Annotated in this window: 20 protein-coding genes; 12 read left to right on the top strand and 8 right to left on the bottom strand. The window is 69.4% G+C overall.

The genetic code is table 11. From position 1 onward, the window contains the following. Positions 1-9: 9 nt before the first annotated feature. The 3 genes from IF12_RS0105770 to IF12_RS0105760 are packed head-to-tail and all read left to right on the top strand — an operon-like array spanning position 10 to position 3,060. Complete coding sequence (locus IF12_RS0105770; protein ID WP_030155616.1) at positions 10-1,215, top strand: substrate-binding domain-containing protein; 1,206 nt, start codon at positions 10-12, stop codon at positions 1,213-1,215. Beyond that, the gene (locus IF12_RS0105765; RefSeq protein ID WP_030155614.1) at positions 1,212-2,066 is read left to right on the top strand and encodes a sugar phosphate isomerase/epimerase; all 855 of its coding nucleotides are present in this window, start codon (positions 1,212-1,214) and stop codon (positions 2,064-2,066) included. The genes IF12_RS0105770 and IF12_RS0105765 overlap by 4 nt, the downstream gene beginning before the upstream one ends. Beyond that, positions 2,059-3,060 carry a sugar phosphate isomerase/epimerase gene (locus IF12_RS0105760; RefSeq protein ID WP_030155611.1) on the top strand — a complete coding sequence of 334 codons (1,002 nt, stop codon included), beginning with the start codon at positions 2,059-2,061 and terminating at the stop codon, positions 3,058-3,060. The genes IF12_RS0105765 and IF12_RS0105760 overlap by 8 nt, the downstream gene beginning before the upstream one ends. A 68-nt stretch (positions 3,061-3,128) precedes the next feature. Here the strand turns inward: IF12_RS0105760 and IF12_RS0105755 are convergent, their stop codons facing one another. Continuing rightward, positions 3,129-4,535, bottom strand: coding sequence for a permease prefix domain 1-containing protein (locus tag IF12_RS0105755; protein WP_030155609.1), 1,407 nt, complete (start codon positions 4,533-4,535; stop codon positions 3,129-3,131). 1 nt (position 4,536) lies between these two features. Beyond that, positions 4,537-4,905 (bottom strand): PadR family transcriptional regulator, encoded by a 369-nt coding sequence (locus IF12_RS0105750; RefSeq protein WP_030155607.1) that lies wholly within the window; start codon positions 4,903-4,905, stop codon positions 4,537-4,539. A 148-nt stretch (positions 4,906-5,053) separates the two neighbouring features. Here IF12_RS0105750 and IF12_RS0105745 point away from each other — a divergent pair, with 148 nt between their 5' ends. Continuing rightward, a complete protein-coding gene (locus IF12_RS0105745; protein ID WP_030155604.1) occupies positions 5,054-7,411 on the top strand; it encodes a hypothetical protein in 2,358 nt (785 codons plus the stop codon). Between the two features lie 56 nt (positions 7,412-7,467). Here IF12_RS0105745 and IF12_RS0105740 read toward each other — a convergent pair whose 3' ends face one another. Beyond that, positions 7,468-8,508: an NAD(P)-dependent alcohol dehydrogenase gene (locus tag IF12_RS0105740; protein ID WP_030155601.1), complete on the bottom strand. Its 1,041-nt coding sequence runs from the start codon at positions 8,506-8,508 to the stop codon at positions 7,468-7,470. Positions 8,509-8,720: 212 nt separating this feature from the next. Here IF12_RS0105740 and IF12_RS0105735 point away from each other — a divergent pair, with 212 nt between their 5' ends. Both IF12_RS0105735 and IF12_RS0105725 read left to right on the top strand, forming a co-directional pair. Further along, positions 8,721-9,365: a nucleoside/nucleotide kinase family protein gene (locus tag IF12_RS0105735; protein WP_030155599.1), complete on the top strand. Its 645-nt coding sequence runs from the start codon at positions 8,721-8,723 to the stop codon at positions 9,363-9,365. Positions 9,366-10,118: 753 nt separating this feature from the next. Continuing rightward, positions 10,119-13,247 carry a BTAD domain-containing putative transcriptional regulator gene (locus tag IF12_RS0105725; RefSeq protein ID WP_030155596.1) on the top strand — a complete coding sequence of 1,043 codons (3,129 nt, stop codon included), beginning with the start codon at positions 10,119-10,121 and terminating at the stop codon, positions 13,245-13,247. A 199-nt stretch (positions 13,248-13,446) separates the two neighbouring features. Here IF12_RS0105725 and IF12_RS0105720 read toward each other — a convergent pair whose 3' ends face one another. The 3 genes from IF12_RS0105720 to IF12_RS0105710 all read right to left on the bottom strand — a co-directional run bounded on the left by IF12_RS0105720 (position 13,447) and on the right by IF12_RS0105710 (position 16,153). Next, positions 13,447-14,268 carry an ABC transporter permease gene (locus IF12_RS0105720; protein ID WP_030155593.1) on the bottom strand — a complete coding sequence of 274 codons (822 nt, stop codon included), beginning with the start codon at positions 14,266-14,268 and terminating at the stop codon, positions 13,447-13,449. Continuing rightward, a complete protein-coding gene (locus IF12_RS0105715; protein WP_030155591.1) occupies positions 14,265-15,230 on the bottom strand; it encodes a daunorubicin resistance protein DrrA family ABC transporter ATP-binding protein in 966 nt (321 codons plus the stop codon). The genes IF12_RS0105720 and IF12_RS0105715 overlap by 4 nt, the downstream gene beginning before the upstream one ends. Before the next feature lie 113 nt (positions 15,231-15,343). Beyond that, entirely contained in the window at positions 15,344-16,153 is an 810-nt protein-coding gene (locus IF12_RS0105710; RefSeq protein ID WP_030155589.1) for an MBL fold metallo-hydrolase, read from the bottom strand. A gap of 77 nt (positions 16,154-16,230) precedes the next feature. On the opposite strand from IF12_RS0105710, the gene IF12_RS0105705 reads away from it, so the two are divergent. The 3 genes from IF12_RS0105705 to IF12_RS0105700 all read left to right on the top strand — a co-directional run bounded on the left by IF12_RS0105705 (position 16,231) and on the right by IF12_RS0105700 (position 19,057). Next, complete coding sequence (locus IF12_RS0105705; RefSeq protein ID WP_133884411.1) at positions 16,231-17,247, top strand: hypothetical protein; 1,017 nt, start codon at positions 16,231-16,233, stop codon at positions 17,245-17,247. Between the two features lie 189 nt (positions 17,248-17,436). Further along, positions 17,437-18,036 carry a hypothetical protein gene (locus IF12_RS25495; protein WP_197034615.1) on the top strand — a complete coding sequence of 200 codons (600 nt, stop codon included), beginning with the start codon at positions 17,437-17,439 and terminating at the stop codon, positions 18,034-18,036. Positions 18,037-18,202: 166 nt separating this feature from the next. Beyond that, positions 18,203-19,057 carry an NAD(P)-dependent oxidoreductase gene (locus tag IF12_RS0105700; protein ID WP_030155583.1) on the top strand — a complete coding sequence of 285 codons (855 nt, stop codon included), beginning with the start codon at positions 18,203-18,205 and terminating at the stop codon, positions 19,055-19,057. On the opposite strand, the gene IF12_RS0105695 is transcribed toward IF12_RS0105700, so the two are convergent. Both IF12_RS0105695 and IF12_RS0105690 read right to left on the bottom strand, forming a co-directional pair. Then, positions 19,058-19,510 carry a VOC family protein gene (locus IF12_RS0105695; protein ID WP_030155581.1) on the bottom strand — a complete coding sequence of 151 codons (453 nt, stop codon included), beginning with the start codon at positions 19,508-19,510 and terminating at the stop codon, positions 19,058-19,060. It lies immediately after the preceding gene. 47 nt (positions 19,511-19,557) lie between these two features. Beyond that, on the bottom strand, positions 19,558-20,430 hold the full coding sequence (locus IF12_RS0105690; protein WP_231492355.1) for an MBL fold metallo-hydrolase: 873 nt from the start codon (positions 20,428-20,430) through the stop codon (positions 19,558-19,560). 179 nt (positions 20,431-20,609) lie between these two features. On the opposite strand from IF12_RS0105690, the gene IF12_RS24735 reads away from it, so the two are divergent. From IF12_RS24735 to IF12_RS0105675, 3 genes are all read left to right on the top strand, one after another. Next, a complete protein-coding gene (locus tag IF12_RS24735) occupies positions 20,610-21,056 on the top strand; it encodes a type VII secretion target (RefSeq protein ID WP_081913237.1) in 447 nt (148 codons plus the stop codon). 4 nt (positions 21,057-21,060) lie between these two features. Continuing rightward, positions 21,061-21,582 (top strand): hypothetical protein, encoded by a 522-nt coding sequence (locus IF12_RS0105680; protein WP_030155573.1) that lies wholly within the window; start codon positions 21,061-21,063, stop codon positions 21,580-21,582. A 71-nt stretch (positions 21,583-21,653) separates the two neighbouring features. Then, positions 21,654-22,097 (top strand): hypothetical protein, encoded by a 444-nt coding sequence (locus tag IF12_RS0105675; RefSeq protein WP_030155571.1) that lies wholly within the window; start codon positions 21,654-21,656, stop codon positions 22,095-22,097. Positions 22,098-22,121: the final 24 nt, after the last annotated feature.

Genomic DNA, 22,121 nt, shown 5'->3' with positions numbered 1-22,121 from the left:
TCTCGCACCATGAAGACAACGCGTCTCGCCGCCGCGTCGGCCGCAGCCCTCGGGCTGCTGCTGGCGACCGGCTGCACCACCGACACCCCCACCGACGACGAGGCGACCAGCGCCGGCGAGTCGGACTCGGGGAGCTCCAGCGAGTGGTTCGTCCAGGCCGACTACGACGAGCAGCTCGCCCAGCGCGACATCGAACCCGAAGGCGACCCGAACACGCCGTGGCTCCAGGCCATCTCTCCCGAATGGATCGACACGAGCGAGTTCGCGCGCGAGGGCGGCGACGCCACCGTGTGCTTCTCGAACGCCTCGATCTCCAACCCGTGGCGCGTGACCGGCTGGATCACCATGCAGCAGCAGGTCGAAGTGCTCCAGGAGTCGGGCGACATCGGCGAGTTCCGCAGCTCGGACGCCGGTGACGACGACGACCAGCAGATCTCCGACATCCAGGCGTTCGTCGCCTCCGGCGACTGCGACGCGATCATCATCTCCCCGTCCACGACCGCGACGCTCACGCCCGCGGTCGAGACCGCCTGCGAGTCCGGCGTCCCGGTCATCGTCTTCGACCGCGGCGTCAACACCGACTGCGCGGTCACCTTCATCCACCCGATCGGCGGCTACGCCTTCGGCGCCGACGCCGCCGAGTTCCTGGTCGACAACCTCGAACCGGGTTCGACGGTGCTCGCGCTGCGCATCCTGCCGGGCGTGGACGTGCTCGAGCACCGCTGGACCGCGGCCGAGCAGATCTTCGGCGACTCCGAGCTGGAGATCCTCGGCGACGAGTTCACCGGCGGCGACGCGGCCGAGATCAAGAACATCGTCACGCAGTACCTCCAGCGCGGCGACGTGGACGGCATCTGGATGGACGCCGGCGACGGCGCCGTGGCCGCGATCGAGGCCTTCGAGGACGCCGGCAAGCCTTACCCGGTCATGTCGGGCGAGGACGAGCTGTCGTTCATGCGCAAGTGGGACGAGACCGGGATGACCGCTCTGGCGCCGGTCTACTCGAACTTCCAGTGGCGCACGCCGATCATCGCCGCGACGATGATCCTCGCGGGCGAGGAGGTCCCGGCCGAGTGGATCCTCCCGCAGGACCCGATCACCGAGGCCGAACTGGCCGACTACCTGGAGCGCAACGCCGACATGCCCTCGCTGCACTACGCCAAGTTCGGCGGCGAGGACCTGCCGGGCTTCCCCGACGCGTGGCGGGACCGTTGACGGAGGCGCCGCGCCGACCGATCGGCGTCAACACCTGGGTCTGGGCCTCGCCGCTCGACGACGAGGCCCTGGCCCGGCTCGCGCCGCGGATCCGCGACTGGGGGTTCGACGCGATCGAACTGCCCGTCGAGGACCCCGGCGACTGGGACGCGGCGCGGGCCGCCGACCTGCTGCGGGGACTCGGGCTCGCCGCGACCGTGGTGCTCGTGATGGGGCCCGGCCGTGAACTGGTCGCGGCCGGGCCGGAGACGGTGTCCACGACGCAGGAGTACCTCCGCCGCGTCGTGGACGCCGCGGCCGCGGTGGGCTCGGGCGTGATCGCCGGGCCCGCCTACGCCTCGGTCGGGCGCACCTGGCTCGTCGAGGACCGGGCCGCGGCGTACCGCGAACTGCGCGGCAACCTCGCGCCGGTCGCCGAGTACGCCGCCGAGCGCGGCGTCGCGATCGCCGTCGAGCCGCTCAACCGCTACGAGACGAGCCTGATCAACACCGTCGACCAGGCCCTCGAAGCGCTCGACGGGACCGGTTGCCAACTGGCCCTTGACGTCTACCACATGAACATCGAGGAGACCGACCTCCCGGCGGCGATCGGCCGGGCGGCCGGGCGCATCGGGCACGTGCAGGTCAGCGCCAACGACCGGGGCGCGCCGGGCCGCGACCACCTCGACTGGCCCGGCATCCTCGCGGCGCTCGACCGTGCCGGATACGACGGTCCGCTGGTCATCGAGTCGTTCACGGCGCACAATGCGACCATCGCCACCGCGGCCTCGATCTGGCGTCCGCTGGCGCCGACCCAGGACGCCATCGCCGTCGAGGGCCTGACCTACCTGAGGAGCCTGGACCATGCCTAGACCGATCACGCTGTTCACCGGCCAGTGGGCGGACCTGCCGTTCGACGAGGTGTGCCGCCTCGCCTCCGGTTGGGGCTACGACGGCTTGGAGGTCGCCTGCTGGGGCGACCACCTGGACGTGCGCCGCGCCGCGAGCGACGACGACTACGTCGCCGAACGCAAGGGGATCCTCGAATCCCACGGCCTCGGCCTGTGGGCGATCTCGAACCACCTTGTGGGCCAGGCGGTCTGCGACGACCCGATCGACCAGCGCCACCAGGCGATCCTGCCCTCGCACGTGTGGGGCGACGGCGATCCCGAAGGGGTCCGGCAGCGGGCCGCCGAGGAGATGGCCTTCACCGCGCGGGCGGCGGCGAAGCTCGGCGTGGACACCGTCGTGGGCTTCACCGGCTCGGCCGTGTGGAAGTACGTGGCGATGTTCCCGCCGGTGGCCGAGTCGGTGATCGAGGCGGGCTACGACGACTTCGCCGCGCGCTGGAACCCGATCCTCGACGTGTTCGACGAGGTGGGCGTGCGCTTCGCCCACGAGGTGCACCCCTCCGAGATCGCCTACGACTACTGGTCGACGCAGCGGGCGCTGGAGGCGGTGGACCACCGCACCGCGTTCGGCCTGAACTGGGACCCGAGCCACATGGTGTGGCAGGACATCGATCCGGCGGCCTTCCTGTGGGACTTCCGCGACCGGATCTACCACGTGGACTGCAAGGACACGCGCAAGCGCCTGGACGGGCGGAACGGGCGGCTGTCCTCGCACCTGCCCTGGGGCGATCCGCGGCGCGGCTGGGACTTCGTGTCCACCGGCCACGGCGACGTGCCGTGGGAGGACTGCTTCCGCGTGCTGAACGCGATCGGGTACGCCGGGCCGGTCTCGATCGAGTGGGAGGACGCGGGGATGGACCGCCTGCGGGGCGCGGCCGAGGCCGTGGGCTTCGTGCGGGACTTGAACTTCGACCCGCCGCAGGCGTCCTTCGACGCCGCGTTCGGCTCGGACTGAGGGCCTACATCACACACCACATAGGAGGGCGCCCCGGATGTTCCGGTCCGGGGCGCCCTCTGTGGTCCTCAGGCGAAGGCGAACAGCGGCGGGAAGACGAGGACCACGGTCCAGGCCCAGGCCGCGTAGACCGGCACGTAGTCGGTCTGCCAGCGGTCGAGCTGTGAGAACCGCTTGCGGCCCTTGATGATCGAGAAGTACAGCCAGGCCGTCCAGGCGAGGTTCGCGAACAGGACGAGGTTCAGGCCGAGCGCGGCGCTCTTGTTCGGCGTGAAGCCCCACTCGGTGATGCGGCCGGTGACCGCCACGAGCACCAGGACGTCGATGAGCAGGGCGCTCAGCACGAGCGCGAGCTGCATCCAGTCGAAGACGCCGGTCTTCGCGGCGGGGTCGCGCGCCGAGATCGAGTAGAGCACCAGGCCCAGGACCACCACCAGCAGCAGGTCGAACAGGATGAGCATGTCGCGCTCGACGTCGATGGCGTTGGTGGTCACCGCGATCGCGACCAGGGCGGCCACGAGCGTGGCGGCGAACAGGGGCGTGAAGACCCGCGTGAGGACCGGCGCCATGTTCTCGATGACGCTCTGCTTGGACTCGACCAGCCACGCGGCCACCACGATCGCGGCCATGCCGCCGCACGGCACCAGCCAGTTCACGATGAAGGTCTCGGAGTCGACGCCGATCGCGGCGAAGACCCCGGCGGTGAACCCGGTGAGCACCCCGCCGCCGAGTATCAGCAGCGCCAGGTAGATGAACCATTCGCCGGTGAAGCGGATGAAGTCCATGCGCCTGTGCCCCGAGCGCCATTCGCCCGCGGCGTAGGCGACGCCGACGACGAGCCACAGCGCGAGCGGCAGGTGGATCGCGGTGAGCGCGAAGGACTGCGACTCCTGGTCGAGCGGGAACGCGTTGGCGGCCACCGCACCGAGCGCGAAGAGCAGCACGATCGCCGCGGCGGTGCCGCGGCCGATCCCGCGCCGCCACGCGAAGTACAGCGCCAGCGGCGGCAGCGCGAACAGGCCCAGGTTGCGCGGGTAGAAGGTGCCCGACTCGTCCTCGATGCGCATTCCGAACAGGGCCGGCGCGTCCGCGTCGCCGGTGAAGTCGAGCCCGAACAGCGCGGGGAGCTTGATGGCGACCGCCGCGAGCGCGGCGCACACGACCATGACGACCAGGTCGCGGCGGCGCTCGGACGCGGCGGGCGCGTCGGGGTCGGCGGTCATGACGAGCTGCTTCCACAGCCGCTCGGAGTGCTCGCGGGCGAACTCGCGCGAGAGCTCGTCGACCCCGCCCATGCGCTTGACGGCGATGAGGAAGGCCTCGTCGGCGTGCAGGCCGGTCTCGGTGAGGTCCTCGATGCGGCTGCGCAGGTGGTCTTCGAGTTCGTCGGCGTCGGCGGGGCTGACCCCGCGCTGGCGGAGCATGTAGCCGCGCCAGGCGGCGATCTGGGCCTCGAGTTCGGTGTCGGCGCTCATCTCAGGCCTCCAGGGCCGGGGGCGCGACCGGCGCGGCCGACCGCGTGGCCTCCCAGACGTCCTGGAGCGCGTCGACGACCGCGGCCCACTGCCGGCGCTGCTCGGCCAGTTCGCCCCGGCCCGCCTCGGTGATTCGGTAGTACTTGCGGCGTCGCCCGCCTTCCGGTGTGCGCCAGGTGGATTCGATGTAGCCGACGCGTTCGAGCCGGTGCAGCAGCGGATAGAGCAGACCCTCGGTCCACTCCAGACGGCCGCCGGACCGCTCGCCGATCTCCTTGAGGATCGCGTACCCGTAGCTCTCCTCCTCGGTGAGGATGCCGAGGACGAGCGGGGTGGACGAGGCGGCGACGAGGTCTTTGGCGATGCGCATGGGGGGCCTCCTGACCCTAGTACCTCTATGCCTTGAAGTTCTATGCATCATAGATCTAGGTTTCCCGAACTGTCAAACCGAGGTCAGTGCCGCCGGAACCGCTCTTGTATCGTTTCAATTCCGTGGGTTCCGAGGCTTGGGAGAGCACATGGCCGCCACGACTGGCCCTTACGCGTTCGTGTTCTGGAACGACGACCTCACCGACGACGGGGTCCTCGCCCAGCTCCGCGAGATCGCCGCGGTCGGGTTCACCGGCGTGACCCTCAGCGCCCGCATCGGATTGAGCCGCCGCGTCGGCTACCTCACCGAGGAGTACTTCCGGCTGGTGCGGCTCGCGGTCGATGAATGCGCGCGGCTCGGCCTGGCCGTGATGCTCTACGACGAGGCTTCCTATCCGTCCGGCTCGGCGAACGGCGCCGTCGTGGAGCGCGACCCCGAGTTCGCAGCGCGGTGCCTCGTCCGGATCGAACGCGACATCGAGGGGCCTGCGGACGAGTACTGGCGGCCCGCGCTCGGCCGCGCCCTCGACGCGAGGCTCCTCGCGGTGGTCCGCGCGCCGATCCGCGGCGGCGCGCCCGTCCACGACGAGGCCGAGCTGCTGCCGGTCGAGGATCGCGGCCTGGTGCGGCTCGGCCCCATGGAAGGCCGGTGGCGGTTCACCGCGGTCTTCGACACCCCCAGCGGCGGCACGATCCGTGGCGCGCACGCGGGCCAGGACGACGGCTCGGCGCTCGCGCCGCCCGCCGCCGACCTGCTCAATCCCGCTGCGGTGCAGGCGTTCCTGGAGACCACCCACGACGCGTACGCGCGGGCGCTCGGTTCGCACCTGGGCACCACGGTCGTCGCGATGTTCACCGACGAGCCGTTCCTGCTCGGCCGCAACCCCCGCGAAGGCGCGCAGCCGTACACGCCGGGCCTGGAAGCCGAGGTCGCCGCAGCCGAAGGTCTCGAACCGGACGAGGTCCTGCGCAACCTGCCGTCCATTTGGGACGCTGATGCCGGGTTCGCGCGAGCCTACCGAGACGCGGTGCGCAGGCGCCTGATCGAGGTCTACTACGGCGCACAGGCGCGCTGGTGCGAATCCCACGGGATCGCGCTCACCGGGCACCCCGCCGAACCCGACGACCTCGCCACGTCCGCGAGCCTCCACTGGCCGGGCCAGGACACCGTGTGGCGCTGGGTCCTGCCCGAGGACGGCACCGCCCTCGCCGGGCCCGAGAGCACCGCCCCGAAGACCGCCGCCAGCGCAGCGAACCTCAACGGCGGCAATGCGATCGCCGAAGTCCTCGGCGCGTACGGCTGGCGGCTCACCCTGGACGAGGCGAAGTGGCTGCTCGACTGGTACCTCAGCCGAGGCGTGCCGACCCTGGTGCTGCACGCGTTCTTCTACTCGGTGCGCGGGGGCCGCGCGTACGAGAGCGAACCTGACCTCGGGCCGCACAACTCCTGGTGGCCGCACTTCCCGAGCCTGGTCGCCTACGCCGCGAGGGTCGCCGCGCTCTTCGATGAAGGGACGCACCGGGTCTCGACCGCGGTGCTCGCCGATCCGGAGCACGTGCCGGACGGCCCGGCGCGCGAACTCCTCGAGCACCAGATCGACTTCTTCTACCTCGACCCGGCCCGGCTGAGCGAGGCCGACATCGTGGACGGGACACTCGTCCTGGGGGACCAGCGCTTCCTCGCGGTGGTCGACCACCGCCCGGAAGGCCTGGCGCCCGACCGGGAAGCCGACGCGGCACTGGAGCGGTTCAAGGAAGCGGGAGGCCTGGTGGTCGCGGAGGCGGGCTGGAACCTGCGGAGCCTGCAAGACCACCTGCGAGCACAAGGCGCAGCGGTGGCGACCTCCTCGCCCGAACCGAACCTGCGCGTCGTGCGCTTCGAAAGCCCGGACACGGTCACCTACGCCTGCTTCAACGAAGGCGAGGAGCCCATCGCGACGACCGTGATCCTGCCGGGCGCGCCGGAGGAAGTCCACTGGCAGGACCCGTTCACCGGCCGACGCGCCAAGGCGATCCGCGATGGGTCCCAAGTGGAGCTTAGCCTGGAACGGCGTCAGACGAAGATCCTGGCCGAAGGACCGGCCCGAGCGGAGGACCCGCACCTGGCGCTCGGCCGCACCGCCCGACTCGACGACTGGACCGGCATCCCGACCCGCGCGCTCGGCGCGCTCCCGGCGAACCCGATCGGCCTGGGGGACTGGGCGAAGCGGGAGCCGCTGCGCCGCTTCAGCGGCACCTGCGCGTTCACGACCGAGGTCGAACTGCCCGAAGGAGTAGCGGACGCCAGGCTCGACCTCGGCGAGGTGGGCGAGGCCGCGAAGGTCCTCGTCAACGGCACCGAGGTGGGCGATCTCCTATGGCGCCCTTACGCACTGACCATCGACGGCGTGCACCTGCGACCCGGGACCAACCGGATCGAGGTCCAGGTGAGCAACAGCGCCGCGAACCACTACGAAGGCGCCCGCCGGCCGTCGGGACTCCTCGGCCCGGTCACGCTCGCGTACTGACGCCGGACGCGAAGCGGCCCGGTCGAGCACTCGACCGGGCCGCCTCACCTCACGGGTCAGCCGTTCGGGACGATCACGGCCCGGCCGTTGACGGTCCCGGCGTGCAGACGCTCGTACGCGGTGGGTGCCTCGTCCAGGGAGAACCGCTCCACGTGCACGTCGATCGCGCCGTTGCGGGCCAGCTCGAACACCTCGATCAGCTCGTCGCGCGTCCCCCAGTAGGGGGACTGCACCGACACCTCGAACGGCAGCACGCCGAAGCCGACCGGCAGCGTCCCGCCGCCGATGCCCACGATCGTCACGTCGGAGTCGACCGCCGCGCACGCGCCCGCCGTCTTCACCGTCGGCTCCGCGCCCACGAAGTCGAACACGGCCTGCGCGCCGAGGCCGCCGGTGAGGTCTTTGACCTTGTCGGCCGCGTCCGCGTCCGACAGGATCGTCTCGTGCGCCCCGACCTTCCGTGCGAGGTCGAGCTTCTCCTCGGAGACGTCGAGGGCGATCACCCGCGCGGAGGTGAGGCTGCGCAGCAGCTGCACGGCGACGTGGCCGAGGCCGCCGGTGCCGATGACGACCGCGGAGGAGCCGGGCGTGAGCTTCGGGAGCGACCGCTTGACCGCGTGGTAGGGGGTGAGGCCGGCGTCGGTGAGCGACACGGTCTGGACCGGGTCGAGGTCGCCGAGGGGCACGAGGTGCCTGGCGTCGTCCACGAGCAGGTATTCGGCGATCGCACCGGGCGAGCCGAGCCCGGGCGGGTTGATGCCGAGCTCTTGGGCGCGTTGGCAGTAGTTCTCGGCGCCGGCGGCGCACTTGATGCAGCGCCCGCAGCCCCAGGGGCCGTAGACGGCGACGGACTCGCCGATCTCGACGCCGGTGACGCCGTCGCCGAGGGACTCGACGGTGCCGGCGCCCTCGTGGCCGAGGGTGAGCGGCAGTTCGTAGGGGAATTCGTCGGCGGGCCAGGACATGACGGCGATGTCGGAGTGGCAGACCCCGGCGGCGGTGACCTTGAGGAGGACTTCGCCGGGGCCAGGTTCGGGCTTGGGGACCTCGACTACCTCGGGGTCTGCGCCGATCTCGCGGTATTGCAGGGCTTTCATGGACGCCTCCGTATTGGCTCGGTGTGGTGGCCCGATCAGTGGTTCTCCACGTCCTGCGGCGGGCCCGGTGGACGGTGCGCCCCGCCGAGTGAAACCGCAGCTAGCGAGGCCTGCTCACAAGCTCACCGTAACCCGGAACGGGCCGCGGGAAGCCCGAATCGGTGCACGGGCGCGGGGCGTGGGCGGCGGTGGGTTAGGTTCGGCGCGTGGAGATGGTGAACGACCCCCGGGTATTGCTGGACCGCGTCGCGTCGCTGGGCGGCGGGCGGGTGCTGATCGGGATCGCGGGGTGCCCGGGCGCGGGGAAGTCGACCGCGGCGGCGTGGCTGGCGGGCGCGTTGGGGGAGCGGGCGGTGCAGGTGCCGATGGACGGGTTCCACCTGGCGAACGCGGAGCTGGTGCGGCTGGGGAGGCGCGGGAGGAAGGGCGCGATCGACACGTTCGACGGGGCCGGGTACCGGGCGCTGCTGGAGCGGATCGCGGTCGAGCGCGGGGAGACGGTGTACGCGCCGGAGTTCGACCGGGAGGTGGGCGAGCCGGTGGCGGGCTCGATCGCGGTGAAGCCGGAGGCGGAGGTGGTGGTGACGGAGGGGAACTACCTGCTGGACGGGGAGGGGCCGTGGCCGGGGGTGCGGGCGGCGCTGACGGAGGTCTGGTACTGCGAGACGCCGGAGGAGCTGCGGCTGGAGCGGTTGATCAAGAGGCACGAGCGCTTCGGGAAGCCGCCGGAGAAGGCGAGGGCGTGGGTGGAGCAGGTGGACGAGCCGAACGCGAGGCGCATCCGCGAGGCAAGAGAGAGGGCCGACCTGGTGATCGACTTCGAAGCATTGGGAGTAGGAAAACCAGAAGCCGAATAGCCGCAGGGAAGCAGGGGTACCGGAATTCGCCGAGGTCCGCAGACTGAACACCGCGCACCATGTCGCTAGGAACCGCGCAGCCTGCCCCCGCTCACCCCGCTGCCTCCCGCCTGGCCCTTCGTCGCCTCGAATCGTGCAGCTTGCCCGACTCACCCCGATGCCTCTTGCCTCGCCCTTCGCCACCCCGACCAACGTTCCTGACCTCGCTGGCCGCATCGCACCCGACTTCGGACCCAGTCCCGCCCACCGCATCGCGCCTTGCGGCTCACCTCGCCCCTCGCCCCAACGGATTGTCGGACCCCCGCGTCACTGTTGACTCGGGGGGACCTCGGCCCCGACACACCCGACCCCGGGGTGCGGCCCAGCCTCCCAACTGCCGTTTTGTCGGTCCCTCGCGGCATTCTTGAACCGGGGGAACTTCCATCGCGACACACCCGACCCCGGGGTGCGAGCCGACCGCCCATCTGCCGTTTTGTCGGTCCCTTGCGGCATCTTTGAATCGGGGGAACCTCCGTCCCGACACGCCCGACCCCGGGGTGCGCTCAACTCACCCGATCCCGATCCCGATCCCGATCCTGAACCCGATCCCGATCCCGATCCCGAGCGGAGCCCGCGCCCACTCCAGCCCCGCGGTCCCGTCCCCTGCCACACCCCACCCCCCGCACAGCCGTCCCCGCTCCCCTCCCACCGATCCGACCACTCCGCACCTCCGAATCCGAAGGCTCGCGCGGGCACCGACGTATATTCGACGCCATGCCTCTCGCCGCCGCCTCGCTCCGCGTCGGGGTCCTCGGACCCCTCGCGGTCGCGACCGCCGCCGGCCCGATCGAGATCGCCGGCGCGCGCCTGCGCGCCCTCCTCACCCGCCTCGCCCGCAGCGCCGGGCAGCCCGTCACCGCCGAGAGCCTCGCCGCCGCCGTCTGGCCCGAAGACGGCCCCGCCGACCCCGCCTCCGCCGTCCGCTCCCTCGTCACCCGCCTGCGCCGCCTCCTCCCGCCCGACGCGATCGGCTCCGTCCCCGGCGGCTACCGCCTCGACCTCGAACCCGACGCCGTCGACGCCCTCCGATTCCACCGCCTCGCCGCCGAAGGCCGCCGCGCCCTCCGCGGCGGCGACCACACCGCCGCCCGCCGCCTCCTCACCGAAGCCCTCGGCCTCTGGCGCGGACCCGCCCTCGCTGACACCCCCGACGCCCGCAGCGCCATCGCCGCCCTCGACGAGGAACGCCTCACCGCCCTCGAAGACCGCGCCGAAGCCGAACTCGCCGCCGGCACCGACCTCCCCTCCCTCCTGCCCCTCCTCACCGAGGCCGCCGCCTCCCACCCGCTCCGCGAACGCCTGCACGCCATGCTCTTTCGCACCCTCCACGCCTCCGGCCAAGGCGCCGAAGCACTCGCCCGCTACGAGGAGCTGCGCCGCCGCCTCGCCGACGAGCTCGGTGCCGACCCGGGCACCGAACTCCAATCAGTCCACTTGCGACTACTCGAACCCGAAGCGCCCCAACGCACCCGAGGCAACCTCCGCTCCTCCTTCACCAGCTTCGTCGGCCGCACCGCCGAGATCGACCAGATCACCGCCGCCCTCGACACCTCCCGCCTGGTCACCCTCCGCGGCCCCGGCGGCGTCGGCAAGACCCGCCTCGCCACCACCGTCGCCGCCGCCACCCCCACCAGCGGCACCTGGATCGTCGAACTCGCCCCCGTCACCGACCCCGACGACGTGCCACACGCCGCCGCCCAAGCCGTCGGCGCCTTCGACAAGACCTTCACCGCCCTCGACGACGACACCGCCCGCCGCGACCCCGCCGACACCCTCGACCTCCTCGCCGAGACCCTCGCCTCCCGCCCCGCCCTGCTCGTCCTCGACAACTGCGAGCACCTCGTCGACGCCGCCGCCGACCTCGCCGACCGGCTCCTCGGCCACTGCCCCAACCTCCGCATCCTCGCCACCAGCCGCGAGCCCCTCGCGATCATCGGCGAGACCGTCTGCCAGATCGGACCCCTCGATCCCCAAGCGGCCCTTCGCCTCTTCACCGACCGCGCCACGGCCGCCCGCCCCGGGTTCACCGCCGACGACCCCGCCACCGCCGACGCGATCACCGAACTCTGCGACCACCTCGACGGCCTCCCCCTCGCCATCGAACTCGCCGCCACGAAACTGCGCACCCTCGAATTCCCGCAGCTCACCGAACGCCTCAGTGACCGCTTCCTGCTCCTCACCGGCGGCTCCCGCACCGCCCTCCCGCGCCACCAGACCCTCCGCGCCGTCGTCGCCTGGAGCTGGGACCTCCTCGAACCCGCCGAACGCGAACTCGCCGAAGCCGCCTCCGTCTTCGGCGGCGGCATCGGCATCGAAGCCGCCGAGCACCTCGGCCACTCCCTCGAAACCCTTACCGCCCTTGCGGACAAGTCGATCCTCCAACCGAGCCGCACCGGTCGCTTCCACATGCTCGAGACCCTCCGCGAATACGGCCAGGAGCGCCTCGCCGAGACCGGCCGCCTCGTCACCGCCCACGAGGCCCACGCCGCCTACGTGCTCGACCTCGCCGAACGCGCCGAACCCCACCTGCGCGGCGCCGACCAGCTCACCTGGATGCACCGCCTCGAAGCCGAACGCGGCAACATCCTCGCCGGCTTCCAGTTCGCCGTCGGCGCGGGCGACGCCGACACCGCCGTCCGCCTCGCCGCCGCCATGTGCCTCTACTGGCTCTACACCGGCGCCCGCCCCGAGGTCAACGGCTGGCTCGAAGCCGCGCTGGCCGTGCCCGGGCCCGCCCCGGAAGTCGCGCGCGTCGTCGTCCACGGCATGTCGGTGATCAACCGGATGCTCTGCGGCAGTTTCCAGTCGGACGAGATCATCGGCGAGTTCCAAGAAGTCGTCCGCGAGGCCGATCCGTACGCCGACCACCCGCTGCTCGGGCTCGCCGATCCGCTGCTGCGCATGTTCGTCGACGACCACGACGGCGGGTTCGCGGTCATCGAACCGCGCATGTCCCACCCGGACCCGTGGGTGCGTGCGGTCCTGTGGATGCTGCGCGCGCTGATGCTCGAAGACCGCGGCGAGATGACCGCGATGCGCGTCGACCTCGCCCGCTCCGCCGCGGGCTTCCGCGCCGTCGGCGACCGCTACGGCCTCTACCACTCGCTGAACTGGCTCGCCCAGCTCGGCCTCATGTTCGGCGACCTGGAACCGGCGATCGAGGCGCTGGAGGAGTCGATCGCGTTGCAGCGCCAGCTCAGTCCCGGTGCGACGGCCGTGCAGACCCGCACGATCCTGGCGAGCGCGCTCATGCGCCAGGGCCGCAACGCCGAGGCCCGCACCGAACTCGAGGCGATCGTCGCCGAGGCCGACCAAGACCGCGAGCAGCCAGCCTCGGCCCGCCAGGCCCTGTTCGCCCACTTGGGACTCGGCGACCTCGCCCGACTCGAAGGCCGCCTCGCCGACGCCGAGACCCATTACGCCGCAGCGGTTTGGCTCCGCGACGACTCGGGCGGCATCGTCCCTCCGCAGTGGCACGCGATCATGTCGCGGGCCCGCATCCTCACGGCCATCGCCGACGACGATCCCGAACGCGCAAGGCGCGAGCTGGCGGACGCGGTCGGCCAGGCGATGGAGGCGCTGGACATGCCGGTGCTCGCGAAGGTCGCGATCGGAGCGGCGGCGCTGGAGGCCTACGAAGGCGACGATGCTTCCGCCGCACGACTTCTCGGGGCCGCCGACCAACTGCGCGGCGCGCCCGACCGCTTCGACGTGGACGCGGCGATCCTCGAACGCGGACTGCGCGAACGGCTCGGTCCGGTCGTCTACGAGGAGACCGTGAAGGCCGGCCGGGCCCTCGACCGTGAGGCGGCGATCGCGCTCCTGGACGGCATCCGCAAGTGACAGCCCCACCCGCAATGCACCTGCCCCGCATCGCAAATCGGCGCTGGCCGATCCCGAAACCCACCGATGGCGGACCGGGCGCCGCCGAGTCCGCCATCGGCGAGGGTGTTCGAATGAAGTCCTATTGCGATGATCCACCGCCGGCGGCGACCCGGACGGGTCTGGCGTCCGCAGGCCGGGCCGCCGCCGACAGCGGCGATCAGGTGCGCCGCCGATAGGCCGCGACCGCCAAGGGCGCGAACACCGCGATGATCCCCGCGGTCCACAGCAGCGTCAGCGTCGCCGGCCCGGCGACCGGGCCGCCGACCATGAGCCCGCGGGCCGCGTCCATCGCGTGCACCGCCGGGTTGACGTGCATCCACGCCTGAAGCCAGCCGGGCATCGTCTCGACCGGCGTGAGCATGTTGGTGCCGAAGGTCAGTGGGAAGATCACGATGAAGGCGATGCCCTGCACCGAACCCGGCTCCTTCATCACCGCCCCCAGCAGCAGGAACACCCAGCTCAGGGCGAAGCCCATCCCGATGGCGAGCAGGCACCCGGCGAGCGCCCGCAGCGGGTCGGTCTCGATCCGGAAGCCCAGGATCGAGGAGAACCCGAGCAGCACGACGAGCGTGACCACGTAGCGGATCGCGTCGCCCACCACCGCGCCGATGAGCGGCACGGAGCGGCCGATCGGCATGGAGCGGAACCGGTCGAACAGCCCGGTCTTGAGGTCGGTGCTGAAGTTGACGCCCGACTGGATCGAGGCGAACAGCGTCAGCATGACCGCGAGCGCGGGCACCAGGGTCTGGAGGTACGCGGCGATGTCGCCCGCGAGCGCGCCGCCGAGGAGGAACCCGAACATCGCGGTGAAGATGATCGGCTGGAGCGTCACGTCGAGCAGTTGCTCGGGGTTGCGCATGGTCTTGACGAGGTTGCGCCAGGCGAGCGCGAGCGAGTGCCGCGCGAGCGCGAACGGCCGCTTCACAGCCGACGACGTGTCGTCCACAGTGGTGTTTTCGATGGCGAGGACGGCGGTCATGCCGGGACCTCCGTTTTCTCGTTGTCGGTGCTGGTGGTGTGCCCGGTGAGCTTGAAGAACACGTCGTCCAGATCGGGCAGTTGGAGCGAGAGCTCGGTGACGCCGATGCCCGCGAGCGCGAGTTCGCCGACGACGGCGGTGAAGACCAGGTCGCTGTCGGCGGGCACGGCGAGGACCCCGCGCTGCGGCGACTCGGGTTTGCGCCCGGTGAACTCCGCGAGGAGCCTGCCGACGCGGTCGAGCGTGTCGGGATCGCTGGGGCGCACCACGATCGACTGGCCGCCGACGATCCGCTTGAGCTCCGCGGGGGTGCCGTGGGCGATGACGCGGCCTTCGTCGATCACGGAGATCGCGTCGGCGAGCGCGTCGGCCTCGTCGAGGTACTGGGTGGTGAGCAGGACAGTGGTCCCGTCGGCGACGAGGCGGCGCACCACGCCCCACAGCTCCTCGCGCTTGGCCGGGTCGAGGCCGGTGGTCGGCTCGTCGAGGAACACGATGCGCGGGCGGCCCATGAGGCTCGCGGCGAGGTCGAGGCGGCGGCGCATCCCGCCGGAGTAGGTCTTGACGGTGCGCCGGGCGAACTCGGTGAGGTCGAAGTCGGCCAGGAGCTGCTTGGCGCGGGAGCGGATCTCGTTGCCCCGCAGGTCGAGCAGGCGCCCGATGAGGGTGAGGTTCTCGATCCCGGTGAGGTCGTCGTCCACGGACGCGAACTGGCCGGTGAGGCCGATCATGCGGCGGACCCGGTCGGGATGGTGCACGACGTCGTGGCCGGCGACGGTGACGGTCCCGCCGTCGGGGCGCAGCAGCGTGGAGAGGACGCGGACGGCGGTGGTCTTCCCGGCGCCGTTGGGGCCGAGCACGCCGAGGACGGTGCCCTCCTCGGCGGCCAGGTCGACGCCGTGGAGGGCGGTGAAGTCGCCGAAGCGTTTGACCAGCCCTTCGGCGCGGAATGCGGTTGACATGCGGGGTTCCCTTCGAACGGTTCCTGTTTCCGGGACCCATGGTTCGCGGGAGGCATGTCATCGGCGGTGCACGGGCGTGTCATGCGCGCGTGCGGCGTGACACGCGGGTGAGTTCAGGCCCTGATGAACGGCTCGGTCAAGTGCGGAGTCGCCAGGTGCAGCGCGGTTTCTTGCCCGAGCAGACGCTCCCTCGAATCCCTCGCGGTGGCCGGGTCGGTCTCGTGCGCGTAGGGGAGTTCGGGGTAGAGCAGTTGGAGGGCGTGGACGAGCAGGTCGCCGGTGATGAGGGCCGATTCCCGCCCGTTGGCGACCAGGACGCTCTGGTGCCCGGGGGTGTGGCCGGGGGTCGCGACGACCTTTGCGTCGCGCAGCGCGGTGTCGCCGTCGAGGAGCCGCAGCCGTCCGCTGTCTCGAAGCGGCGCGATGAGCGTCTCGCGAAGCTGCGGATTGAGCGAGTCGATCGCGTCGAACTCCCTGCGCTGCAACAGGTATTCGGCGTTCGAGAAATAGGGCCTGCGCCCGGCCGGGCCCTCGGTCACGACCGCCCAGCCGACGTGGTCGGTGTGGAGATGGGTGAGGACCACGGCGTTCACGTCGGCGGGCTCGATGCCCGCGGCCGCAAGCGATTCGGGGAGGTGGCCGGGGACGGGCGCCCAGGAGGCGGCGGGGCCGTCGGCAGGGCCGATCCCGGCGTCGACCAAGGTGACACCCCGATCAGTGCGGATGGCGAAGGCCCTGAATCGCAGGTGCCAGCGGCCCTCGGCGTCGACCGCGCCGGGATCGAACCGGTCGGCCGCGGCCCACTGCTCGTCCGTGGCCTCGGGAAAGGCCTCGGACCTGGGGGAGAAGAAGGGCCCCTCGCCGTCGGCGAGGGCGATGATCTCGGTGGACCCGAGCCGGAGGCGAGGAGTACGGAGAACCATGGCCGCGATCCTGCCATGCCAAGATCACAGAAGGCACACGCGCCGCGAGATCGGGTCGAGAGCAGTGTGATTCGGTCATGTCGAATGGAGAAGCAATGCCGGGATCGCGAATTCGACGATCGATGCAGGCGAGGATCCTGAAGCGGCCGATCGTCGCCGTGTCCGCGGCCGCGCTCTTGGTACTACTCGTCGCTGTAGCCGTGAACGTGCAGTTCTACGACCGATCCTTCGCCGATGCCGATCGAGATGTCCATCGGGCAGCGGTGGGAAGCGACGGTGGCCTGTACTACCTGCTCGAGACAACCGAGGGCTCGAACTCGGTCGGCGATCGATCGCTCTGGCGCAGTGACCTGGAAACAGGGGAGTCGGTTGCACTCTCGCTGCCCGTGGCGGAGATGTGCGACGGCAGGCTGGATCTGACGGATCTCCATCGATCCGGATCCTCGGGAATCGCCGTAACGGCGCAGTGCCTGAGCGGCGGGAGCTTCCGGTCGAGCATCTGGGAGTACCAGGAGCCTGACGGCCGTTTTCGGGAGGTCTACCACCACGAGCATGAGGACTGGACGGTGCCGGAATCGCTCTCGTATCAAGGAGGGAACGTCGTCTACAGGATTCGGCATGTCGACACCGCCTGCGCCGAAGTGCACGTCGAGTCGATCGGATCCGGTCCGGTCGAAGAAGCGAACTTGACCGATGTCCTCCTGGACCTCTCGCCGCTCGATGTCCCAGGCATCGGATGTGACGCGATTCCCGGCATCCGGTTCGAGGCGGACGACCGTGACGGCCTTTGGTTCTCCTTGGCGTCGCAGGGAGCGCAGACCATCTGTAGATTTTCGTACGTCGACGACGGGCTGTCGTGTGGATTCGAGGGCCGGAAGGAGTGCTCCCTCTGGAGGATCAATTCTGGCGGAACGTCGCTCGCGTGCGGATCGGCGCCGGCGAGCAGCGACGGTCTCTCACTGTCGTTGATCGAAATCGAATCCAAGGAGGCGACTGCAATCGAGATCGACTCCGGATTCTGGATCGTCACCGATAAGGACACGATCCTGGTACTCGGGGACACCTTGGAAATCGCCGAATACGGAGTTCGATGAAAGGCCGTCCGGCATTCGTCGGGGCCAGCGCACTCATCGCCTCGGCCCCACCTGCCGCAGAGGGTCATTCGCGAGATGAGGTGAACGGATCCGAGTGGGATTCTGGGTCAGGGTCAGCAAACCGACTCCAAGGATGAAAGGATCTAAATGTACCAGGCATTTTCTGCATCGCGAGTTGCTCGTAGGTGTATGGCCTTGGTACAGATAGATGAAGGTGAGCAGGGCTTGGCTGGCATGGTTCGGAAATTGTTTGTGTCGTGGGCGCCAGTACTTGGCCTGCTAGTTCTGTCTGGGTCGAGCTGTTTTCCATCGGTGCCCTCTTTCACTCCTGGGGTTGCGGTCATCGATGGGGAGTATGTTGTTTATTTTCCTCTATGCGGATCTGAGGAAGTAAAGAAGTACGAGGTTCTTCATTGGGACTGGGAGCAAGATCGAGGGCCCGGCAATGAGGAGGAGGTGCTTTGGAGCGCCGTTGGTCCGTTTGGTGCGTGGCAGGAGAAGGGGTGGCTGGTGCTCGGCTTGAATGAGGGATTTGCCGAAGTCACTCCGGAAGAGGTGAATGTCGACCAGTGGCCAGGGGAATTCTATGTCGGCGTTGAGGTCGGGACTGAGGAAATCGGGTTCGGAATACAAAGCGGTTGGATTGATGTTTCGAACGCGCCGAGGTACGAGAACGTTTCGTGGGCTGAGGTTGAGTATCTCGCCGATGGGGAGTTGAAGACGCCGAGGGAGATTCTGGCTTCAGACGACCGTTGTAGGTCACAGTCTGATCCGATCGTTCCAAGCTGACGCGTAGCCATTCAGGTCCGTTCGTGAGCTGGTGTTGTGCCAGGCATGATGCAGGGTGGTTGCCTTGGCGTGTGCTCCAGGTTCTAGGCTTTGGGCCGTGGCGCCTGCGTGGGGCGGCTGGGGTCTACGGTCGCCAGGCTGTGGGGATGACTTTGGGGGATTTTCGATGGTTCGTGTGGCGGTTACTGGTGGTAGCGGGAAGCTTGGGCGGGCTTGTGTTCGGGACCTTGTCGAGCACGGGTACGAGGTTTTCAACCTTGATCGCGTCCCCTCGCCTGACGCGCTTGTGCCGTTCCTGAAGATCGACCTCACCGATTACGGGCAGGTTGTTTCTGCTCTTACTGGCCTTGATGACCGGTATGAGGAGCTTGACGCCGTCGTGCACCTCGCCGCGATCCCTGCTCCTGGGCTTCAGGCCAACTCGGCTGTCTTTCGCAACAATGTCTTGAGTACTTACAACGTTTTTGCGGCGGCGAAGGTCGCTGGGATCAGCAATGTCGTCTGGGCTTCCAGCGAGACCGTGCTCGGTCTGCCCTTTGAGACGCCGCCGCCGTATCTGCCGGTCGATGAGGAGTACGCTCCACGGCCTGAATCTACTTATTCCCTGGTCAAGACCCTCGAAGAGACCATGGTCGAGCAGTTGTGCCGTTGGAGCCCTGAGCTCAAAGCGACGGGCCTGCGGTTCTCCAACGTCATGTACGTCGAGGACTACGCGGCCTTTCCTTCGTTCGAGGCCGACCCGAGCTTGCGGGATTGGAACCTCTGGTCCTACATCGACGCACGGGATGGCGCACAGGCGATTCGGCTTGGTCTTGAGCGTGAAGGCACCGGCAAGGAGGTCTTCGTGATCGCCTCACCGGACACCGTGATGTCCACGCCTACAGCGGAACTGGTGCGGGCTCACTATCCTGATCTTGAGCTCAAGCGACCGGTCGAAGGTCACGAGACGCTGCTGTCGATCGACAAGGCCCGTCGGGTTCTCGGGTACGACCCGCAGCACACCTGGCGCGATCACGTCTGATCATGCGTGGGCGCAGAACTCGTTGCCCTCGGGGTCTGCCATCAGAATCCACTTGGCGCCGTCCTCGTCGTAGGCGCCGAGACGGGTCGCACCCAGTCCTTCGAGCCGATCGGCCTGCGCCTCATAGTCTTCGGGCCCGTAGTGGAGGTCGAGGTGCAGCCGGTTCTTCACGGTCTTCTTCTCCGGCACGACCTGGAACAGCAGCCGCATCCCCTGGCCCACACCGTTCTGCGGGTTGACCGGAGCGTCCGGGTCGCGGACCGCCGCTGCGGTCTTCCAGGCCTTGTGCCCGTCGACTTCGACCACCGCGTCCTCACCGACCACGCCCTGCTGGAGCAGCACCTCGATGAGCGGCGAGTGGTCCTCGACGGCGTAGCCCATCGCCTCGGCCCAGAAGGCCGCGAGCCGGTGGGGATCGGTGCAGTCGATGCAGATCTTGAAGTGAACAGCCATGCCGCGATCGTAAACGAGGGGCCCGACAGAAATCCCCGATTGCGGAGCTAATCCACCTCGTACCAGACGTGGAAGTCGTCGTACCGGTGCTCGCCCGGGGCGCCGCCTATCTCGCGAAGGGCCCCTTGCAGGTTCCCGAGCTGCGTCACCGTCATCGGCAGCGCGGCCTCGTCGGGCTGGTACGTCCAGCCGCGCGGGTAGTCTGCGCCCGGCCGGGTCGACATCTCGACGTGGCACCCGACGAGGCGCGAGACCGGGTGCTCCTCGCACCAGGCCACGAGTCGGTCCACAGTGGCCACGTAGGCGTCCCAGTCCTGCACATAGAGTCGGCCCGGATAGAAGGTGTCGCCGGTGAGCAGGAGCCGCGTCCAACTGTCGTAGAAGACCGTCGCGCTGCCGTGGTGCCCCGGACCGGGGATGACGTTCAGCTTCCGGCCGCCCAGGTCGAGTTCGCGGGGCGTCTGCGGCCAGTCGTCGAAGCCGTAGAACCCCGTCACCGCGTCGAGTCCCGGACCGATGACTGTCGTGTTCGGACGGTCGGTGAACTGCGCATCGGCGGCCTTGTGGTCGCCGTGCCCGTGCGTGTGGGCCACGATGAGCCGGTAGTCCTCGCGCGGGTTGCGCGCGAGCCAGTCGCTGATGTGCCCGTCCACGACCGCGCGAAGCGGGAAGTACTCGGGATCGCTCGTCGCCCCGGTGTCGATCAGCAGCGCCGATTCGTTCCCGAACAGCAGGAACATGAACGGTGCCTCGAAGTTCACGGACATGTTCTGGCGCATGACGATCGTGTGCTCGTCCGCCGCGTGCGACTGGATCTCGGGCGCCGGGTCGTGCTTCGGCGAGGGCCAGCCCGCGTGCCAGTCGACGTCGAGGTCCGGCTCGCAGCCGCCGGGATTGAACTGCACTGTTCGATTCGGCAAAGGCTTCTCCTTGTTGGGAAGGTGGGCCGCGGGTCCCGCGGCGGTTCAGGCGGTGAGCGTACCCAGGGCCCTCGGCGACGCGCCTCTGTTTTAAACAGCGGCGGTGACCGGTACCGGAGGGCCGGCAGGGAAGCGAGCCGGTCGATCGACCCGCCTCATGGCGGTCCTGGGCTGCGGAAATGCCCGCAGTCATTTCGTGCGGAACCCATGGGATTCCGCGTGGCGACTCACGTACTGGAAAGTACGAGCCGTTGTCACGTCTGGCTATCCTGGGCGAGACTGTCCACCGGCAGGAGATGAGGGCCATGGGGTTTCGAGTTCAGGTTGAAAGTCAGCGACTGCGAAGCGGCGCAGGGAAGATGCGGTCCTTCGCCTCGGAGGCGAGTCGGATCCCCGAGTCCCCGGAGCGCGAAGCGCAGTCCGCCAACAGCGCGAACCAGGGATTCATGACCGGCGAAGCCTGCGAGGCCCTCGCGGAGGACCTCAAAGCGGACATGAAGGAACTCGGCGAGCACCTCGAGGACACCGCCACCGGTCTCGAAGACGCCGCCAAGGACTGGGACGAGGCCGACGACCAGATGGCCTCCGAGTTCGACCGGATCGCCACTTCGCTGAAGGGGACCTAGCGCCGTGCCCACCTTCCAACAGGCGCTCGACGCCGACCCCTCGAAGTTCATGACCTACGGCGCGACCCTGATCCAGTCGGCCGGTTCGGTGACGGGCCTGGCCGCCAAGTACGGCGAGCAGGTCGCCGACCTCGGCGCGGGCTGGCAGGGCGACGACTACAACGGCCTGCTGGGATGGGCGACCCAAGTCGGCGCCTTCACCGCCCAGGTCGACGCGGTGCTCCTCACCGCCGCGGCCACCTTGCAAGCCCTCGGCGCCTCCATGATGATCAACGTCCAGACCCTCAAGATCACGAAGCAGTCCGCGGAGGGCATGGGCTACAAGGTGCTTCCGACGCCGTTCGTGGTCCTGGGACCGAGCCAGTGGTCGCAGGTCTCCTCGGCGGGACCGGGCGCCCCGGCGGTCCTCGCCGCCTACCAGGCGGGCGCCGTCGCCTTCACCACCGCCCTCACCGCCCAGTACGCGGCCATCATCGCCCAGGACGTGGCGGCCAACACCGCGATCCGCGCCGCGATCGCCCTCTGACCCGAAGGACCCCCATGCCACGCAATGCGCTCCCCCGCATCGGGACCCGACCCGCGGGACAAGGGCTCCCGATGACGAATTACAAGGGCGACGGCCCGGTGACCATCAAACCTCCCAAAGCCGGTTTCACCAAGGCCGAGCGGGACCAAGCGGAGGAATACGTCGCGGCGGGCAACCGGGCCATCAAAGAGGGCTTCATCTCGCCCACCGGCCGCGTCTCCACGACGGCGAACACCGAGCTCGAAAGGCAGGCCCGTAACGAGGCCAAGAAGGAACGCGACCGGGCCAAGAACGACCAGCACTCCCCGGATTACAAGGGAATCGTTGCGCACCTTCCGGACACGGGCTGGATGAACAAGGACACGAAGGGCGTTCCAATGGAATGGAGCGACCACACTAGACGGCTCAATTCGAGTATCGCCGGTCAGAACCCGACCTATCCCGTCGGATTCAAACCGAGCGAGTTCAAGATGCACGATGACTGGTACACTACGGCGGCAATAGATGAAAGCTAAAGGAAATTCCAAGCCGCCCAATGA

Origin of the sequence: Glycomyces sp. NRRL B-16210, from assembly GCF_000719515.1 — a bacterium.
Classification (GTDB): domain Bacteria; phylum Actinomycetota; class Actinomycetes; order Mycobacteriales; family Micromonosporaceae; genus Glycomyces.
The sequence above is the reverse complement of the archived record's forward strand: the minus strand, read 5'-3'. Positions and strand labels throughout refer to the sequence as shown.

Excerpts from the sequence above, each read along its gene's own strand:
- IF12_RS0105770 (WP_030155616.1), top strand. The coding sequence starts at position 10 with ATGAAGACAACGCGTCTCGCCGCCGCGTCGGCCGCAGCCCTCGGGCTG.
- IF12_RS0105760 (WP_030155611.1), top strand. The coding sequence starts at position 2,059 with ATGCCTAGACCGATCACGCTGTTCACCGGCCAGTGGGCGGACCTGCCG.
- IF12_RS0105755 (WP_030155609.1), bottom strand. The coding sequence starts at position 4,535 with ATGAGCGCCGACACCGAACTCGAGGCCCAGATCGCCGCCTGGCGCGGC.
- IF12_RS0105750 (WP_030155607.1), bottom strand. The coding sequence starts at position 4,905 with ATGCGCATCGCCAAAGACCTCGTCGCCGCCTCGTCCACCCCGCTCGTC.
- IF12_RS0105745 (WP_030155604.1), top strand. The coding sequence starts at position 5,054 with ATGGCCGCCACGACTGGCCCTTACGCGTTCGTGTTCTGGAACGACGAC.
- IF12_RS0105740 (WP_030155601.1), bottom strand. The coding sequence starts at position 8,508 with ATGAAAGCCCTGCAATACCGCGAGATCGGCGCAGACCCCGAGGTAGTC.
- IF12_RS0105735 (WP_030155599.1), top strand. The coding sequence starts at position 8,721 with ATGGTGAACGACCCCCGGGTATTGCTGGACCGCGTCGCGTCGCTGGGC.
- IF12_RS0105725 (WP_030155596.1), top strand. The coding sequence starts at position 10,119 with ATGCCTCTCGCCGCCGCCTCGCTCCGCGTCGGGGTCCTCGGACCCCTC.
- IF12_RS0105720 (WP_030155593.1), bottom strand. The coding sequence starts at position 14,268 with ATGACCGCCGTCCTCGCCATCGAAAACACCACTGTGGACGACACGTCG.
- IF12_RS0105715 (WP_030155591.1), bottom strand. The coding sequence starts at position 15,230 with ATGTCAACCGCATTCCGCGCCGAAGGGCTGGTCAAACGCTTCGGCGAC.
- IF12_RS0105710 (WP_030155589.1), bottom strand. The coding sequence starts at position 16,153 with ATGGTTCTCCGTACTCCTCGCCTCCGGCTCGGGTCCACCGAGATCATC.
- IF12_RS0105705 (WP_133884411.1), top strand. The coding sequence starts at position 16,231 with ATGTCGAATGGAGAAGCAATGCCGGGATCGCGAATTCGACGATCGATG.
- IF12_RS25495 (WP_197034615.1), top strand. The coding sequence starts at position 17,437 with ATGGCCTTGGTACAGATAGATGAAGGTGAGCAGGGCTTGGCTGGCATG.
- IF12_RS0105700 (WP_030155583.1), top strand. The coding sequence starts at position 18,203 with ATGGTTCGTGTGGCGGTTACTGGTGGTAGCGGGAAGCTTGGGCGGGCT.
- IF12_RS0105695 (WP_030155581.1), bottom strand. The coding sequence starts at position 19,510 with ATGGCTGTTCACTTCAAGATCTGCATCGACTGCACCGATCCCCACCGG.
- IF12_RS24735 (WP_081913237.1), top strand. The coding sequence starts at position 20,610 with ATGCCCGCAGTCATTTCGTGCGGAACCCATGGGATTCCGCGTGGCGAC.
- IF12_RS0105675 (WP_030155571.1), top strand. The coding sequence starts at position 21,654 with ATGACGAATTACAAGGGCGACGGCCCGGTGACCATCAAACCTCCCAAA.